General features: G+C 44.2%; 11 protein-coding genes and 2 pseudogenes. 7 read left to right on the forward strand and 6 right to left on the reverse strand.

Annotation, left to right across the window (positions count from 1 at the left end):
* Positions 1–483: 483 nt before the first annotated feature.
* On the reverse strand, positions 484–2,040 hold the full coding sequence (locus tag H8K55_RS03660) for an eCIS core domain-containing protein (protein ID WP_186940683.1): 1,557 nt from the start codon (positions 2,038–2,040) through the stop codon (positions 484–486).
* Between the two features lie 689 nt (positions 2,041–2,729).
* Between H8K55_RS03660 and H8K55_RS21550 the strand changes: the two genes are divergently transcribed.
* Positions 2,730–3,350 carry a hypothetical protein gene (locus H8K55_RS21550; protein ID WP_222612348.1) on the forward strand — a complete coding sequence of 207 codons (621 nt, stop codon included), beginning with the start codon at positions 2,730–2,732 and terminating at the stop codon, positions 3,348–3,350.
* Between the two features lie 74 nt (positions 3,351–3,424).
* Here H8K55_RS21550 and H8K55_RS03670 read toward each other — a convergent pair whose 3' ends face one another.
* Positions 3,425–4,165, reverse strand: coding sequence for a class I SAM-dependent methyltransferase (locus H8K55_RS03670; protein ID WP_186940684.1), 741 nt, complete (start codon positions 4,163–4,165; stop codon positions 3,425–3,427).
* 375 nt (positions 4,166–4,540) lie between these two features.
* Here H8K55_RS03670 and H8K55_RS03675 point away from each other — a divergent pair, with 375 nt between their 5' ends.
* The gene (locus tag H8K55_RS03675) at positions 4,541–6,040 is read left to right on the forward strand and encodes a serine hydrolase domain-containing protein (protein WP_186940685.1); all 1,500 of its coding nucleotides are present in this window, start codon (positions 4,541–4,543) and stop codon (positions 6,038–6,040) included.
* 122 nt (positions 6,041–6,162) lie between these two features.
* Here H8K55_RS03675 and tmpT read toward each other — a convergent pair whose 3' ends face one another.
* Positions 6,163–6,804: a thiopurine S-methyltransferase gene (gene tmpT / locus H8K55_RS03680; RefSeq protein ID WP_186940686.1), complete on the reverse strand. Its 642-nt coding sequence runs from the start codon at positions 6,802–6,804 to the stop codon at positions 6,163–6,165.
* A gap of 168 nt (positions 6,805–6,972) precedes the next feature.
* On the opposite strand from tmpT, the pseudogene H8K55_RS03685 reads away from it, so the two are divergent.
* A pseudogene (locus H8K55_RS03685) lies at positions 6,973–7,380 on the forward strand (helix-turn-helix domain-containing protein); the annotation flags it as partial.
* 268 nt (positions 7,381–7,648) lie between these two features.
* Here H8K55_RS03685 and H8K55_RS03690 read toward each other — a convergent pair.
* A complete protein-coding gene (locus H8K55_RS03690) occupies positions 7,649–8,230 on the reverse strand; it encodes an outer membrane beta-barrel protein (protein WP_186940688.1) in 582 nt (193 codons plus the stop codon).
* Between the two features lie 348 nt (positions 8,231–8,578).
* On the opposite strand from H8K55_RS03690, the pseudogene H8K55_RS03695 reads away from it, so the two are divergent.
* Positions 8,579–9,262 (forward strand): annotated as a pseudogene (locus H8K55_RS03695) (YceH family protein).
* 114 nt (positions 9,263–9,376) lie between these two features.
* A complete protein-coding gene (locus H8K55_RS03700; RefSeq protein ID WP_186940689.1) occupies positions 9,377–10,090 on the forward strand; it encodes a DUF3667 domain-containing protein in 714 nt (237 codons plus the stop codon).
* Positions 10,091–10,384: 294 nt separating this feature from the next.
* Here the strand turns inward: H8K55_RS03700 and H8K55_RS03705 are convergent, their stop codons facing one another.
* Positions 10,385–11,137, reverse strand: coding sequence for a hypothetical protein (locus H8K55_RS03705; protein WP_186940690.1), 753 nt, complete (start codon positions 11,135–11,137; stop codon positions 10,385–10,387).
* A gap of 431 nt (positions 11,138–11,568) precedes the next feature.
* Here H8K55_RS03705 and H8K55_RS03710 point away from each other — a divergent pair, with 431 nt between their 5' ends.
* Entirely contained in the window at positions 11,569–13,824 is a 2,256-nt protein-coding gene (locus H8K55_RS03710; RefSeq protein WP_186940691.1) for a TonB-dependent receptor plug domain-containing protein, read from the forward strand.
* Positions 13,825–13,974: 150 nt separating this feature from the next.
* Positions 13,975–14,910 (forward strand): phytanoyl-CoA dioxygenase family protein, encoded by a 936-nt coding sequence (locus H8K55_RS03715; protein WP_186940692.1) that lies wholly within the window; start codon positions 13,975–13,977, stop codon positions 14,908–14,910.
* Positions 14,911–15,029: 119 nt separating this feature from the next.
* Here the strand turns inward: H8K55_RS03715 and H8K55_RS03720 are convergent, their stop codons facing one another.
* The gene (locus tag H8K55_RS03720) at positions 15,030–16,424 is read right to left on the reverse strand and encodes a serine hydrolase domain-containing protein (RefSeq protein WP_230408478.1); all 1,395 of its coding nucleotides are present in this window, start codon (positions 16,422–16,424) and stop codon (positions 15,030–15,032) included.
* Between the last annotated feature and the right edge of the window lie 26 nt (positions 16,425–16,450).

Here is a 16,450-nt window from a genome sequence, read left to right on the forward strand (position 1 = left end):
CAGTCGATTCAGTTAATCCAGATCGATGTGTAACCTTCCACACAACGATCCCGTTTTTCTTTCGATCAGCGCTAACTTCTCCAAATTGACACTAGGGCTGCTTAACATCCAAATCAGGAATCGAATGGAAAAGTGTGGACACGGTGCTAGGCTATCGTCGAAGAGCGGCAGCTTTGCCAAGTTGCTTGGCTACGTTGTGGCTTTGTAGTTTCAGCGAACAACACGCTGCTCAAACCCCTAACTACACCGCCAAACTGCGCCGCAGCGAATCTTAGGCTACGGCACTGTAAGCGACTTACGACAACGCCAAGTGCCCGTGAGTTGACCTAATTCGCCCATTCCTGAATGGCTTCAAATCAACATGCACGATGAAATGCACGAGGTTCTCACCTTTCGCAAGAGCCTCAGGCTAGGCGACGAACTACGTCTTGGTGTCCCCTCTTTTGGATTGAACACATCTCTCAATTTGAATGTTAGTAGCTTCTAGAGACCTTGATCATATTTCAGATTGCTTCCTAGCAAAGTCACACGATAACTCATTGCTTGTGATTGTGATCCGGCATCTCTATAGCCACCAGCCTGTCTTTCAAAAGAAGGCCATTTACCTGTCGTGTTTTGTCCGCCATCTTGCAAGAAAACATTATCAGCTGCACCACTTCCACCTAGCGCACTAGCTAAAATGTGCCCTCGATGGTATTCACGATCCGAAGCGTTAACGCCTACTGAGTCTCGATAAACCTGATCACCGCTAGTAATTGCGTCAGCGATTTCAACCGATGCGGAATAGCCTGTTACGCCAGTAATACCTGATCCACCGGGCTCATCACCACTTTTAAAGTCACTTTTCTTTCCCGTATAGGTGACTTGGTATTTGCTCTTACTCTGATTGTCAATTGTTCCTGTGAGCTTAGTTTGCGCGACAAATAGTTGCACCGCTTGTTGACCACTAAGATTAGGCAGTCTCAAATTGTCTCTCGTTTGACTTCTTTCCAAGGCATCTATTCTCCCTTGCAAATCTGATCGCAAAGCGCGCCTTCTGACCACTCTATTGCGGTGATGTTGTCCAGCATGTATGGCATCATCATGGAGTTCAATTTCTTCTTGAGACGCCATTTGTCCATTATCAGCAATTCCATCAAATGCATTTTGCAGTTCATCGATTTGCAATTGACGGTTATCAATTGCCTCACGTCGCTGCAAAATATTCCCACCCGACATCGCCATGGCAACGCTTTGTGCTACCGGCGTTGCCATACTCACAGCTTTTGCTCCCATAACATCAGCTTCGTGCTCCAAGCCGACATCATCATTGATTGGTACACCTGCTTTCATTTGCATAGTTGGCTTTACCCTGCCTTGCGCTTGCTGCACTACATGCCAAGCTTCGTGCGGCAGATGCTGCTCCTGCCCCGGTGCAACATGAATCTCATTTCCTTGCGCAAAAGCGTGTGCATTCAGTTGTGCAGGTTGTGATGAGTTGTAATGGACTTTGACATGATCCATGCTCATACCAGATAGTGATTCGATCCCCGATTTAAGTTGATTTGGCAAACCTGTATTATTGGGTCGAAATTTTTCTTCTAACTGTGCCGTCTCTCTCTTGGCTTGTACGGGTTCTTCCTCCTCAACACGTTGAGCTGCATCAAATTTACCTTGCAAGAGCTCATCATCCTCTACACATTGCACCGTGTCGAATTTACCTTGTAACGGCTCATCTTCTTCCACACGCTGGGCTATTGTAAATTTACCCTGCAAAATTTCCTCGTCCTCTACTAGCTGCGCAGTGTCAGACTTAGCTTGTATAGATTCATCGTCTTCAACTCTTTGGGTTGTGTCTGCTTTGCCAGCCATTTTTGCCTGCAACAACTTCAACTGGCTGGCAGCAGAACTACGATTCGCAATACCTTGAGTTTTACGTTGGGCGGACTGCACATCCCGAGTATCGAGCACTTGTGCTGCCTCTCGCTGTTTTAATTGCGACGAGTGTGACGCTGATTGTGAACGAGCTTGCTCCGCTAGGCGAGATGAACGTATTTGCATGTTAAATCCTTTCACTTAGACTTGGAGCCTAATGTCTATTAGCATCTAAAAATATCTAAAAACATTCAAAAATTATTTAGCTGTATCACGATATCTTAGATTGATTCTTAGATTGATTCTTAGATTTATTGAGATTAACTTTCTAACTTGACCCAGTATAGCCATTTTCAACTTACTATAAAATAGTTATTTTTTTACATTTAAATTTCAGGTAAGCTGCGTTGAAACATCGCATGTCATCTGAGAGGTGTTTGCATATCAGCATCAGCAAACATCATGCCAAGCTGGAATAAGTAGTCATATCAACGGTTGCCAGGTATCTGACTGCACCTTGCCGTTGTTGAATATTGTTGGATATTGTTGGATTCAGTTGGATTCAATTTGATTGATTGCTTTTCATGTTAACTTTACGTGTCAAACATGTCATTTCAAGGTGTTTCTGCCAGTCAGACTGCGCTTATAAACTCGTCGTTTTTTTGAAAATTTTGGTACTAGCTTGAGAGAATTGCGGGTCCGATTTATGCACATTCCTTGAGGGTCAATTTGGATTGACATGACCTTACTGAACGAGCGCGAGAGCGGATGCCTGAGCCAAGCTTTAAAATCTCATCGGTAGACTGCTTATTTCATATCGGCGATTACAAACTCTAGGCTTACAATCACAATTCTTATTTTCCTAGGAATTTCGTATGAAAGACCATATTGAAAAACTGCGCCAATTAGCATTGCAATCGGCAAATGGTGCAGGTCGTGGTTTGCTTAATGTACAGAATGTCGCACAAGATCTCACTCAAGTGGTTTCTCAAACGGTAAGCAAAGAAGCCATCAATAAAACCAATGCAGCTGGCTCAATCGCGATGGCTGCTGGAAAATCACTACAGCAATCTTTGTGCAATATCGTCGAACATGAAACAACTCAAGCATTGATGGAACAAGTCAAAGAAAAAAGCCAACATTTAACGGATAGTACGACGCATGCTGCTCAGTTCGTTAGTAATCAATTCATCGATGGCGTGAAAAAAATAGATGACAAGCTTGAAGAAAATCATGCTGAGATTAAAGAGAAAGCCGAAACCGTATCGATGGGTTTCGGTATTGCTGCAGGGGTTGCCGCGGGCGCAGCCATGATAGGCCCACCTATTGTTGTCGCAGCAGCGCCTGTGATTGGCGCGGCAGCGACGGTAACTGGTGCAGTGGCGGGTACTGCTTATTTTTACTCCAAATGGAAAACAAAAAAAGCTCAGGAGGATATGAAAGACCAAGGCATAACTGAACCTGCTGCAGTGGAAGAACGATCGCGAAAAGACTAAAAAAGACTAAAGCCTGCTGTCAGGTACTGCCAGACAGCAGGCCAAGATGGGCAGCGTTCATACCATCACCCAACTCACTCTTTCATATTCTTCACGACAAACACAAATCGATCTGTTTTACCGCGAATAGCAGGATCAAAAACCAGATTGGTTCTAGTGTCTGCAGGATTACGTAAGAGATCACTCTGCTTCACAATCTCAAAGCCGAATCCTTTTAGCGAAGTTTTGACAAACTCTTCGTCAATTCTATGATTGTCCTGCGCCTGAGCTAACTTGCTACCTATCGGTGCGGCATGGTCGATTACCAACATTAAACCATTAGGTTTCAAAGCTTTTTTGATTTGCCCCATGAGGTCTTTGTCATCGATTTTCCAACCCGGCGAGACGTGATACATATCGTGATACCCCATCACAAAAAAAACTGCATCCAAACTATTTTCAGCCAAGCCAAGCTGATCTACTTCGCGATCATAACGAACAACATTTTTCAAGGAACCATCCGCCAGACGCGCCTCTAAATCTTTGCCAACGAAAGGCATGTAAGCCTTATTGTTATGCAAAAGAACTTTGCCTTTCGCGCCAAGCTGTTGTGACAACAATTCGCTGAAATAGCCACTTCCACCTAACAGATCTAACACCGTCATCCCCTCCTGAATCGACATCAAGGCGATGGTTTCCAAAGGCTTACTCGTCACATCACGTACTTTGTCTGCAGTCGAACGGTGCGGGTGGTTCAAATCAATCTGTGCCAATGCCGTGGTGCTGAGGCTGGCGATGATCATCCCGATTAATCCTAGTCGTATTGCTTTATTCATTTTGTCTCCATTTATCCTTGTGTGAGTTAATCCCCAAAATATCAGCCAGCTTTCTAAAAAAACAGGTGATGTGCAATCAGAAATAAGCAAATAATTGAGCGAATTCAAAACAATTGAGCGTATTTTTACCAACTCACTGTTGAACTCTTCTGTGTTTGAAATTAAATTCCTTTTCACAAACATCGCAGATCATATCATCGCTTTTAAACCGGTTCAGAAATTGTGTCAACGATAGTGCAATTTTTTAAAAATGAGATTTAGTGCCTAATAATTGTGTAATGTAGTCTTCAAAATCACATGTAAATTAATTTATACTTCGGCAAATATAACTCGACAACTTTTTGGTAAATTATCCATCTCAAAAAAGGAAGGTTTATGTTAAAGCACCTATTTATCGGACAACTCTTATCGGCTTTCAGTTGCGTAAGCTTAGCAAGTACATTACCAACAAACGTGACTAATCCGGTCACATCAGGTCATAAGCAGCATTGGCAATGTACGACCGCAGAAGGTGCAGAAGCACAGCAAAAAATAGTGCTTGCTAATTTTCTGCCTGCAGTCGTATTCATCAATGAGAGTCAGCCAATTCCGATTGAAACTCGCCTAGTACAAAGTAAAACGCCAGCCTTATCGGTTGCAGTGATTCGTCAGGGTAAACTGGCCTGGAGTGCGGCATGGGGGAATTTAACGCAAGGTGGTAGCAAAGCCGATTGCCATAGCTTGTTTCAAGCGGGCTCTTTGGCAAAGCCAGTAACGCTGTTCGCAACACTAAGGATGAAACAGAAGGCTTTACTGAACATCGACGAGAACATCGACCATTATCTCAAGTCATATCATCTGCCAGCTGGGGTGCAAACAGCAGGCAACCCAGTGAGCATGCGCAATATACTCGCCCATACATCAGGTATCACTGCAGGTGGTTATGATGGTTATCCGAATGGACAAGCTTTACCGACCGATCTGCAAACTGTACTCGCCGAACCACCTGCAAACGGGCGTAAAGTCGAAGTGGTGAATGCGCCGAATAGCGGAGTACGTTATTCAGGGGGTGGCTACACCGTGCTTGAAATCGCATTACAAGATCGCTTTGCCATGCCGTTTGATCAGCTGCTGCAAAACTGGGTGCTGACGCCATTTGGCATGAAACAGGCGAAATTCACCCAACCTATACCTACTTCATATTACCCGCTTATCGCACGAGGTCACACCGCACAAGGTAGTATGGTCGCTGGCGGTTGGCACAATCATCCCGAACAAGCTGCTGCTGGTTTGTGGGCAACACCAAGCGATATGGCGAATTTCTTGATCGAATTACGTCAGGCTTATCTTGGGAAGAGCAAATTAATCTCTAAAGCGACCATGACAGAATTCTTAGCCAATCCTATCGATGGACATGCCTATGGATTTCGTCTGATTGGCGAGAAAGATCAAATTTTTATTACACATTATGGCGGTACCGCGGGATATCGTGTGGGCATGACGATGAATCTAGAGACTGGCGATGGCGCAGTCTACATGAGCAATTCCGACAATGGTTCAAGCTTGGGTTCAGAATTCTTGGGTGCAGTATCCCGCACCTACAACTGGCCTTGGTTCCGCGAAACACAAGTAAAACGTCAAACCCAAACGATAGAAGCTTTACAAGCGCTGGCAGGCCAATATGTATTTACCGAACAAGGCTGGAAAATACAAATCGCGTTTGAAAACAATATTCTGGCTATCATCTTTCCGAATGGCGATCGCTATGCGATGACCCCAATAGTCGGTGATGGTCTTGCCTTCATCCATGCCGATACCGGTGTGCGCGCGAGTTTTGAAGTCACGGGCGACAGTACAAAAGTTCAGCTCTATGGGCAAACTGGAACGAAGCAATAAATAAAGTAATAGGAATGAAATAAAAGTGCGAGGTCAAGTCTCTCACAGCCGGACTTCTCGCTTTATTTCGGACTTTATTGCGACCGCTGTTGTAGGCTTTATCGCAGCCGTTATCGCTTCATTTATCGCAGCAAATATACCGATTCACTCGAAGGTACTTTTCCTTTCAACCCGCCTTCGACTTCAGCACGATCTACCATGCTGATCTTATACGTCTCGCCATAGTGCTCCCTGACTTCTTGTTCAGAAATCGAAAACGGTGGCCCGTCAATGAGTTCCTGTTGATATTCGTAGGTAACTAGTAGTTGCCGTGCATTGTGGCTGAGTTTAATCAAATGCTTGGCATAGTCATTGCGCATAGTTCGTGGCAAGGCGACTAGAGCAGCGCGGTCATAAATCGCTGCGATCTCGCCAGTAAGTTCAGCGCTCAGTTTGAAGAAATCGCCGACAAAGATCGTGATGCCATCGGCTTGATAACGATGAAAACCATCGAAACCTTCAACTAAGGAAACCTGCGGTGCAATTGATAAGTCTTCAAACAATTCGCATATTGCGAGTTCACTTAACTCAACTCCAAGCACTTGATAACTGCAACTGAGCAAGTAGGCAATATCTCGCGTCTTGCCACAAAGCGGCAAGAACACACGATCACCTTCAGTCAATTCCAATTGTGCCAAGTGTGCTACTAAATGCAGATTAGCTTCGTCACGATGAAAAGCGATATCGCCGCGTTGCCATTTTTGATGCCAATAATTTGCTTCCATGTTTAGTTCTTCCTCTTTAATCTAGAATTGATCAATGACTTGTTGCTCAGTTCTTGCGTAGCTTCCTATTATTCTCCATCAGTACTTGTGCCGACACCGCATATAAACTAGCATACAAGCTCAAGTCAACTTGAGGTCAAGTACTTTTTTATAGAAGGAAATGGCGATATGGATATTGCAGAAGTTATACAACAATCAGGTTTGCCTGCTTCAAGCTTACGATTTTATGAAGAAAAAGGATTGATCGCTTCGACAAGCCGACTTGGACTGCGACGCCAATACCACGAGAGTGTGATTGAACACCTCGCCTTTATCAGTTTGGCGCGTAAGGCAGGCTTCAGCCTGGCGGAAATAGCCGATCTCCTCATCGATAAAAACACAGGGAAAAAACAGCTACGACGTGACATGTTGCAAGCCAAAGCCGATGAGCTTGACAAAAAAATTAAGGAGCTGACTGCCATGCGTGAGGGGCTGAAACATGCGGCGGCATGTCCAGCTCCGAATCACTTTACCTGTCCTACCTTTCTAAGATTACTAAAAGTTGCGCGGAAATCAGGGGCAAGAGTCGCAAACAAAGCGACGAACAAAACCACAAACAAAGCCACAAACAAAGGGACAAATAATGTGGCAAATGAGATGATGAATTCGGTACAAAAAAAACAGACAAAGAGATTAAACAAGAACTGAATGTATTATCAGAAAGAATCAGGCCAAGAGAAATGAGGCGAGTGCAAGTAGCGAATGTTGTTCAAAAATTGTACGACTTGCCCACGCCTCGCCCGTTCAGCGCAACATAATCCTCGTATGCATGCCCGAACTAAGCCCTAGCGAATCTGACATGCGTTCAAAAACGCCACTTGATTCCCGCCTCAAGTTTTTGTTGCGGAGTACCCTGATTTGAACCAGCGCGGTGGAACTCAACTACCAATCCCAATTGTTTCGTGACGCTATATTCCGCACCAAATCCAACCAGACCACGTACGTAACTATCCGAGCTCACTTGATCATTATCGAATTGGGTTCTCGCGATACCAGCCTTAGCAAATAAGGTCCAATTATCGCTCACTGGCTTACTGATCTTAGCAGCGGCGTACACCATATTGATTTTTAACTGCAATTGCCTGGACATACTATGCTGACTGCCGATGGAGGGGGATTGAAAACGGTAGCCCCAGTCGAGATAGCCTGCTTCTATGCTCAAATCACGATCAAGTTCAATGCCAGCGTAGATTTTTTTTGCCAGGGAATGATCATAATCGGCAACAGAGACGCCTGGTGCGTAAGACCACTTTCCCTCACCTGGGGTCATCACAGATGCTCCGACATAGACTTGCTGAGCATGGGCAACTTGAGCGAAACTCAAGCAGGCGAAGCTTGCAACACCGAACTGAATGGCTACTGCGACGACAGAAAATAATTTTTTCATGTAGTTGATTTTCAATAAAATTAAAATGAATGAAACCAAAATCAAAACAAAAACTCCTGCACCAAGCTTACCTAAGCTCGATCAATATCAGAAATCAAGTTTGGGGCGCATTGTAATTCATTAATTAATAAAAAACACACGATTTAACACACAACATGATTCGTGTTTTCTGTAAAAAATTAGAATTCCATGCGAACGATGAAGAGTGCATTTCTATGCGCCCTGCTCTCGTGTAATCTTAAATAAATTGACCAGATAAGCACAGATTGAGTATGCTCATTCCTCGGCTTGCTAGTCGATAGGTTGATCCACTCTCCTCATTTCTGAATAATCTCAAGAAAGTATTTCATGACCAGCGAAGCGACCACATCTACTAATGAATTTCTCGACGAAATCGAAGTTCGCGTCTTAGGCTCGCTCGCCGAAAAAGAAGCAACAACACCGGACAACTATCCACTCTCGCTCAATGCGCTAGTCAATGCCTGTAACCAGCTTACCAGCCGCGATCCGGTCATGTCGCTAACCGAAACTCAAGTGAGTGAAGCGCTGGATAGGCTCGCTGTCTGAAAACTGGTAGGCATAACGCATCAGGCAGGGGCACGCGTCGCGAAATATGAACATCGCATGCGTTTGAAGTGGATGCTGGAGCAAGATAAGCTGGCAACGCTCGCGATCTTGATGTTGCGCGGTTGGCAAACGGCGGGAGAGATTCGCAGCCGTGCTGGTCGTTTGCATGAGTTCTCTAGCGTTGCCGATGTCGAAAAATCGCTGGATTTTTTGATGAACAAATATCCCCCCTTGATAGCGCGGCTAGCATTAGCACCGGGCACCAAAGAGCCACGTTACGCGCATTTGCTGTGTTACGACGAAACTGCAATTGACGAATTGCAAGCGAGTACACCAAGCATGGCAACGCCGTCAGCGGCACACAAAGACAGGCTGGCACATTTAGAAGAGGAAGTCGTACAACTACGTGGCATAGTCGTTGCGCTGTCTGCACAATTTGAGGATTTCAAAAAACAGTTTGAATGAACGGATTGAACGTCTTAAGCGGACTAAGTTGTGGCGGGGAATTAATTTTCCTCTATACAATCAAGTTCCCCAACTATACTAGAGAAATAATTGACCTCTTGTGATCGATATTAAATGAACTGCAAAAACTGTCACAGCAAAATACATAATAATTTTTGTGCTCATTGCGGGCAGGCTGCCAAACTGAAAAGAATCGATGGCGCATTCGTCTTGCATGAAATTAAGCACGTCTTACATTTCGAGAAAGGCTTTTTTTTCACAATTAGAGAGCTACTAATTCGTCCTGGAAAAAGCGTCAGAGAATACATATCTGAAAACAGAAGCCGACTCGTCAAACCTATCATATTTATTATCATTACCTCTTTGATTTATAGCCTAGTAGAACATTTTTTCCATATTGAAAAAGGCTACGTAAGCTTAAGCGACGAAAAAATAGCAGCAGTCAATGTGATTTCAACTTGGGTACAAAATCATTATGGCTATGCAAACATCATGATGGGGCTATTCATTGCCTGTTGGCTCAAAATTTTCTTCAGAAAATACGATAACAATTTTTTTGAAATATCGATACTACTGTCTTTTGTCATGGGCATAGGTATGCTATTTCTCGCTTTTTTTGCGTTAATAGAAGGCCTAACACATTTCAAGCTAATGGCAGTTTCAGGAGCGATTTCAGCCCTCTATCTTTCATGGGCGATAGGCCAATTTTTTGACAAAAGTAAGCCGATGAATTTCATCAAAGCCGGTGCATCATATGCTCTGGGAATGGCAAGCTTTAGTGCGGCTACTTGGATCTTGGGATTTGGATACGACGCAATCACAAAATAAACCGCTATATATATAAAGTGTTTAGCTAAGCTCTGCATCTCTTGTCATCACCCCTCTAGACAACATAGTGCTGTCAGACCAAATATTCATGACAGCCTTAGCTATACACAGACTTTTTCCGCGAGCAGGAAACGCAACTATGCGTGAAGCCACGGATTCTTAATTCTATATTCGTCGCCGCATGATTTTCCCAACTTTGACGGTGCAGTCAGAATGATCAAAAATTTGTGCCCCAACGCCACTATCTCGACTTCTTATAGAAACCAATGTGCTGCACCCTCGCCGCAAAGCTGGCTAATTTTCTTGCCTTATGGCAGCAGGCTCGGCGGCACTTCGCAGGTATTTGACTAAACCCTCATCACTTAACGCTGTATCCCAAATCGGCAGAGTGTATTGCTTGTCAGGGCGAATTTCATACGAGAATGTTGATTTGGCTGTATCTAGCGTCACGAACTTCGCATCGCTTGGCGCAAAAAAATGTACCGCAACCGTTCGCGATGTACATGGATTACCCGATGCCAATAATTTGACATAGGTGTTAAACACCACAGAGACGTCTTGTTTTTCTATCGCCCATCTGACCTGGCATTCCAATCTGAGATCCCCCAAGCGCTTCGCATCGTCTGGCAAATTAGCACTTTTGACGTAAGGTTTGATATAAAACTGGCCCTTGGGTTTATTGAGAATTAAATCGTACTCGTCGTCTTTCTTAAGTTCTATCAAAGGTAATTGAAATTTTCCGCCAGCATCAATCGGGATGTTGACCGAGGTTTCGTCACTTGCCAGTCGCATTGTGAGACCTTGCACGGCGACATTTTTAGATTTTGGAATTAAGATGAAATAGAGTTCAGAATCTGGCGCGAGTTGATGCTGCTCTCTGTAAGCGATTAATCCTTTTAGCATTTGCGCATAGGAGCGTAACTCTGGTCCTTTATATGACGAGATCTCGACTCGATTTGTCTTATCGTCGTTAGTACTTTCCTGTGCGTATACGCTAATGAAATGCGTTGCTAACAAAAATGATGCGAAGATTTTTGACTTTTTCATAGATAAAATAAGTGAACCTTAGTGAAGACCGACAGACGGAGGCAAACTATGCCGCTCAAATCGAGCATCTAGAAATTATAAAATAGAATCCAAAAAAGATATTAACAATTTCTATTTTTTGATAATGGCAAATGCAAGAATAATTGTCCTTGCCAGCTAAATTTCAAATGAAAAAGCACCTCAAATATAGATACATTTCTCTCGGCAAAAAAATGTATTATCGATTTCTGATTCAAGTTCCGCACCCAATTTTGATGCGAAGCTATTGATAATTCACCAGATTCATTCCCCCTTTCGCGCCAACAATTCTGCGTTTCATCGCAAACCGATACTTTCGCTTTCACGTTTTCGATAAAGTCCCATTCACTTTGAATTCGCAGGATTGTTCGTTCGTCACAGCCCCTCGGCGAACTCTTATTATTGAGGAAAATATGCACGTTCCATTCTTGAAAACTCCACTCGCTAGAGCTTTGCCTTTCAAAGCGCCACTCAGCTCCGTCATCACGCTGTTGTTATGTAATGTGTTAGCGGTCAGCGCCCATGCGCAACAAGCTGCGGAGCCACCGTCTCAAGTAAAGCAAGAAATCCATGCTAAGAAACCAGAACCGCAAAGAGTGGAAGTACAAGCGCGTAGCGAAGCACAATTATCACGACAAGATGCGGCAGCAAAAACCATTATCAGTACCGCCGACCTGGTGAAATTCGGTGATACGAATGTGCTCGATGCCATGCGTCGCGTACCTGGCGTACAAGTCAATAACAACAAAATTCAATTGTTAGGCATGAACGCCAATTACACTCAAGTCCTGATTGACGGTGAGCCACCGCGTGGCGTCAATGTCGAAGATATACCTATGCAAATGATAGAGCGCATAGAAATTTATCGCACTGCGAATGCCCAATTTAGTACGCAAGCTGTCGCTGGTACGGTGAATATTATTTTGAAACGCACAGCATCGACCGCACAGCAATCCGTCAAAGTGACAGTCGGTCACGTACAACGCGAACAAGGTAGTGTTGAGTGGAATAAATCAGGTAAACAAGGTAATTTTTCGCACTCAGTTGCGGTCACTGCAGGCTTGAACTCTGCCGGTGCAAACATACCGCGTTACACAAGAACTGAACAAACTGGCTTAGATTCAAATGGTCAAGATTTAAGCTACGGCACGGTGACCGAGCGCCGCATGAGGGATCGCGATATCCGTATCTCTCCGCGTTTGCAATATAAGACTGACTCCAACATCAATCTGACATCGACCACTATGTTCGCCTATGCAAGTGGGGAGGCAGATAGCACTAAAGACTATCTTTTCTCAAAAACCAAACTTTTCAATATCGCAAAAATTCGCTATCACGACACCAATGAACGTGCCAATTTAAATAGCACGATACGCGCGACAACCACTCTTGGAAATGATTGGAAGCTCGATATTTCAGGCGGATTGCATGCAAACCGTATGAACAATTTCCAAAATTCACAAAATTTCAAAACAGGCAATGGCAACAGTGACGACCTCGGATTCGTGCGTAACTACGACACCGATGTTAGGGTTTTGGGTGCACATACCAGTGGCAAAGTCAGCGTCCCGACTAATACAGAACATGATCTGGTAATGGGATGGACAGGTGCAGGCACAACGGTACATATTGATCGCAATCAGACCGACATTTTCCCCGGTAATGCTCAACCAACTTATCTGCCACAAAGTGCACGCAACGAATTATATAAGTCAGCCTTGTACGCGCAAGACGAGTGGAAATTTCAAAAAAATTCATCTATCTATCTAGGCTTACGCTGGGAATCGCTTAGCATTAATAGTGAAGGATCAGAGCAAGAGAAATCTAAATATACAACCAGCGTGTTGAGCCCCATTGTGCAAACTTTATGGCAACTCGATCCACAAAATACCGAGAGAATTCGCCTAGGCTTAGCGCGCACCTACCAGGCTCCAAATGATTTCTATCTGGTGTCACCAAAAATTTATTCGGTGAACAACTCACATCAAAATCCTAACTTCATCGGCAATCCCAAATTACGCCCTGAACTAGCTTGGGGTTTAGACGCGGCATTTGAACATAATGGTAAAGATGGATTGAACTATGCCGCACGGGCCAAGATACAACAAGTGAATGACCTCATTCGCGACATTGTGTATTCTGAAAATAATTCACTGTGGAAGAAATATATAAATATCGGTAGCGCCGTTGGTAAGAGTTTGGAGTTGAGTACCCAGTTTCCTCTCAAGCGTTTTGTAAATGAAGCACCAGACTTGGATGTAAGTATGACCTACATGCACTTCTGGTCGAATGTTAAAGGCTTACCGCAACCATTTAATCAGCTCAATCCTTATACCTACCAATTCACGCTAAATCTAAATTATCGTTTAAAAGACTTGCCATTGACGATGGGAATGAACGCGAAACTGCAGGATTCACATTGGCAACAAACCAATCTGACTGATCGTGAGTATATCAAGTCACCATCGACGCTCGATCTATTTGGATTATGGAAGTTTGATAAACAAAACCAGTTGCGTCTCGCAATCAATAACATCACGAATAGCAAAACCACCGACTCCATTAGTCAAAGTAACTATGAACTCAACCACCGCGTCAACAATGATACATTACGTACCAATGTTGATCGCGCACGAAATGTAAGTCTTAGTTTTGAACATAAATTCTAACGCTTAGTATGTATACAAGCATGCATACTAAGTGAACACGATATCATGCGTGACTAAGATATCAATTTCATTCCAAGGGCGTGAACAAAGTATGTTCACACCCTTTTTGCTTTAAAGTTATTCCGCAAATATCCTTGATCAAGGAAAACCATGCAAGACTGGGCTATCTTAGAAAAATTGTGGCAACGCCAGTGTGATCCAAGGCATCGAAGCAGCACTGACGATACGGCATTATGGCGACGCCAGGTGCAACTTCTGTATGCCAACAATATTGCGCATCCGGTGGCGCTTAAATTTTTGACGGAAGAGCGGCCGACGCTACAAGCTTTTTATGATTGGATAGAGCGTGAGCGAGCTAGTTATCATTTGCTGCAAGAACAGCACGACACTATAGAGCCTGAGTATCGCCTGTCGCCGGAACAAGTGGAGTTTTGGCAAACCAACGGCTACCTCGTGCTACCGCAAGTCATAGCCGCTGACGCATGTGCGGCGAGCTGCGATGTGATTTGGGAATATCTAAACGCCAGCCCGCAAGATCCAGCCAGTTGGTATAGCACCCAAACCGCACAACAAGGCTTAATGCTGCCGTTGTACAATCACCCGCGTTTGAATACGAATCGTGCCTCAAAACGTGTTCGGGCAGCGTATGAACAACTGTATGGCAGCCGAGCCATTTATAAAACCATCGATCACTTAAGTTTTAATCCACCCGAAACAGCCCAGTTCACTTTTCGCGGTAACGACTTGCATTGGGACGTGAGCCTAGCCTTGCCTATTCCAGAACGTTATCAAGGCTTGTTATATTTGAGCGATTGCACCGCATCTGAAGGTGCCTTCCATTGTGTGCCGGGTTTTCAGCATGAGATTGCCAATTGGTTGAGCCAACTAAAACCAGGCGATGATGCTCGTCGCATCGCCCCCCAAACTCTGAAGGCACAAGCGGTACCGGGTAAGGCAGGTGATTTTGTAATCTGGCATCAAGCCTTACCCCATTGCGCCACACCGAATCGCGGAAAAACGCCAAGAATGGTGCAATACCTGACCTATATTCCTGACGGTGATACCGAACATCCTGTGTGGATTTAGTGTACATGCAACGCTACTACTCTCTCGGATCAATAAGAAATCAGATCAACTAGTTAGCATCTAGTTGTTGCCTAATTGCTGCCCATCATCGGCCAATCTAGTAGCGTCCTTACCCAGCTCTACTCAACTCTAAAGCGCAACAAATCGATCTTTCCGTCTTGATCTAATTCCACACTCATCAAAAAGATTTCGCCCTTAAAACGTATTCGATAACTGAGTTGCTGCGTTTGCGCTTGTTTAGCTTCTAATAACTCCATTTTCTCGAACGCGCCGTGCCTTTGAAACTCTGCACTTAAGGCTTTCATCCGTTCAGAAAATCTTGCTTTCACAAATTTTTCCGTGAATAAATTTTCCGAAATACTGCCATTAATAATTGCGGTTAGCATGTCACTTAATTTTTTTGTCGTGGCAGGATGTTGATCTTGGATCGCTTTTGCGGGCTCGATTTTCAATGCAGCGACATATTCTGCGGCGACCATGTCAGCGATCTTCTTGGGATTGGAACCAGAGCGATTAGTAAGAACAATCACACTTAACTTGTCGTCGACGAAGCGATTAATTTGCGTGGTAAAACCTTGCCATGCACCGCCATGCTCAATATTTTTATGTCCATTAATCGCCGACAAAAACCAGCCATACCCATACGGAGCTTGACTACCATCTTTCAATTTCACTTCAGTCCAACTTGCCTCTTTTTGTTGTTTAGTTAAAGGAAAATCCTTATATAAGGCGATATCCCATTTCGCCAGATCACGGGCTGTCAAATATAGACTACCGTCAGCAGTAGAATTTAAGGACGGCGATGTCCATTCTTGGTTTTTCCACTCTTGCTTAACCAAATCGTAGCCTGCAGCGCGATGCATAATAATGTCACGCTCATTGATGATGCGCGACTCCATTCCTAAAGGCTGGAAGATTCTCTCGCGTAATTGATCACCGTAAAATTTTCCGCCTACTTTATTGCAAATAAAACCTAGCAAGTGATAACCCATATTACTGTATAGCCATTTCTCACCCGGTTGAAACAACATGGGGATCTTGCCCTCTAAATCTATCCATTCCTGATCTGTATAGTCTTTCCGAAAATCGAGGTTTTTATACGGATCATCAAGCCCTGAAGTATGCGTCAGTAAATGACGTATGGTGATTCCAGACCAGATCTCAGGTGTATTACTGAGATGTTTTGAGATGGGATCATTGAGTGAAAGTTTGCCGTCCTGCTCCAACAATAAGATTAATGCTGCGGTAAATTGCTTACCCACAGAGCCGGATTGAAAAATGGTCGCGGGCGTCACCTTGACCTGATGTTCAAGATTCGCAAATCCATAGCCTTGTTCGCGTACGATTTTGCCATTTTGCACCACGGCCAAGCTTAAGCCAGGGATGCGTTGCTTTTGCATTTCACGCAGAATTTTGTCATCTAGCTGATCGGCATGTGCGACCTGCGCGGTCTGCACAGCAGCAACGAATGCCATCTGTACACCGAAAGCCGCAATCATCAAATATTTAAACATCAAACACTCCAATCAAAAAATATTTA

Source organism: Affinundibacterium flavidum, assembly GCF_014284175.1.
Taxonomy (GTDB): Bacteria; Pseudomonadota; Gammaproteobacteria; order Burkholderiales; family Burkholderiaceae_D; genus Undibacterium; species Undibacterium flavidum.

What these genes read in the sequence shown, in the direction of transcription:
- H8K55_RS03660 (WP_186940683.1), bottom strand. Translation starts at nt 2,040, where the DNA reads ATGCAAATACGTTCATCTCGCCTAGCGGAGCAAGCTCGTTCACAATCA.
- H8K55_RS21550 (WP_222612348.1), top strand. Translation starts at nt 2,730, where the DNA reads ATGAAAGACCATATTGAAAAACTGCGCCAATTAGCATTGCAATCGGCA.
- H8K55_RS03670 (WP_186940684.1), bottom strand. Translation starts at nt 4,165, where the DNA reads ATGAATAAAGCAATACGACTAGGATTAATCGGGATGATCATCGCCAGC.
- H8K55_RS03675 (WP_186940685.1), top strand. Translation starts at nt 4,541, where the DNA reads ATGTTAAAGCACCTATTTATCGGACAACTCTTATCGGCTTTCAGTTGC.
- tmpT (WP_186940686.1), bottom strand. Translation starts at nt 6,804, where the DNA reads ATGGAAGCAAATTATTGGCATCAAAAATGGCAACGCGGCGATATCGCT.
- H8K55_RS03690 (WP_186940688.1), bottom strand. Translation starts at nt 8,230, where the DNA reads ATGAAAAAATTATTTTCTGTCGTCGCAGTAGCCATTCAGTTCGGTGTT.
- H8K55_RS03700 (WP_186940689.1), top strand. Translation starts at nt 9,377, where the DNA reads ATGAACTGCAAAAACTGTCACAGCAAAATACATAATAATTTTTGTGCT.
- H8K55_RS03705 (WP_186940690.1), bottom strand. Translation starts at nt 11,137, where the DNA reads ATGAAAAAGTCAAAAATCTTCGCATCATTTTTGTTAGCAACGCATTTC.
- H8K55_RS03710 (WP_186940691.1), top strand. Translation starts at nt 11,569, where the DNA reads ATGCACGTTCCATTCTTGAAAACTCCACTCGCTAGAGCTTTGCCTTTC.
- H8K55_RS03715 (WP_186940692.1), top strand. Translation starts at nt 13,975, where the DNA reads ATGCAAGACTGGGCTATCTTAGAAAAATTGTGGCAACGCCAGTGTGAT.
- H8K55_RS03720 (WP_230408478.1), bottom strand. Translation starts at nt 16,424, where the DNA reads ATGTTTAAATATTTGATGATTGCGGCTTTCGGTGTACAGATGGCATTC.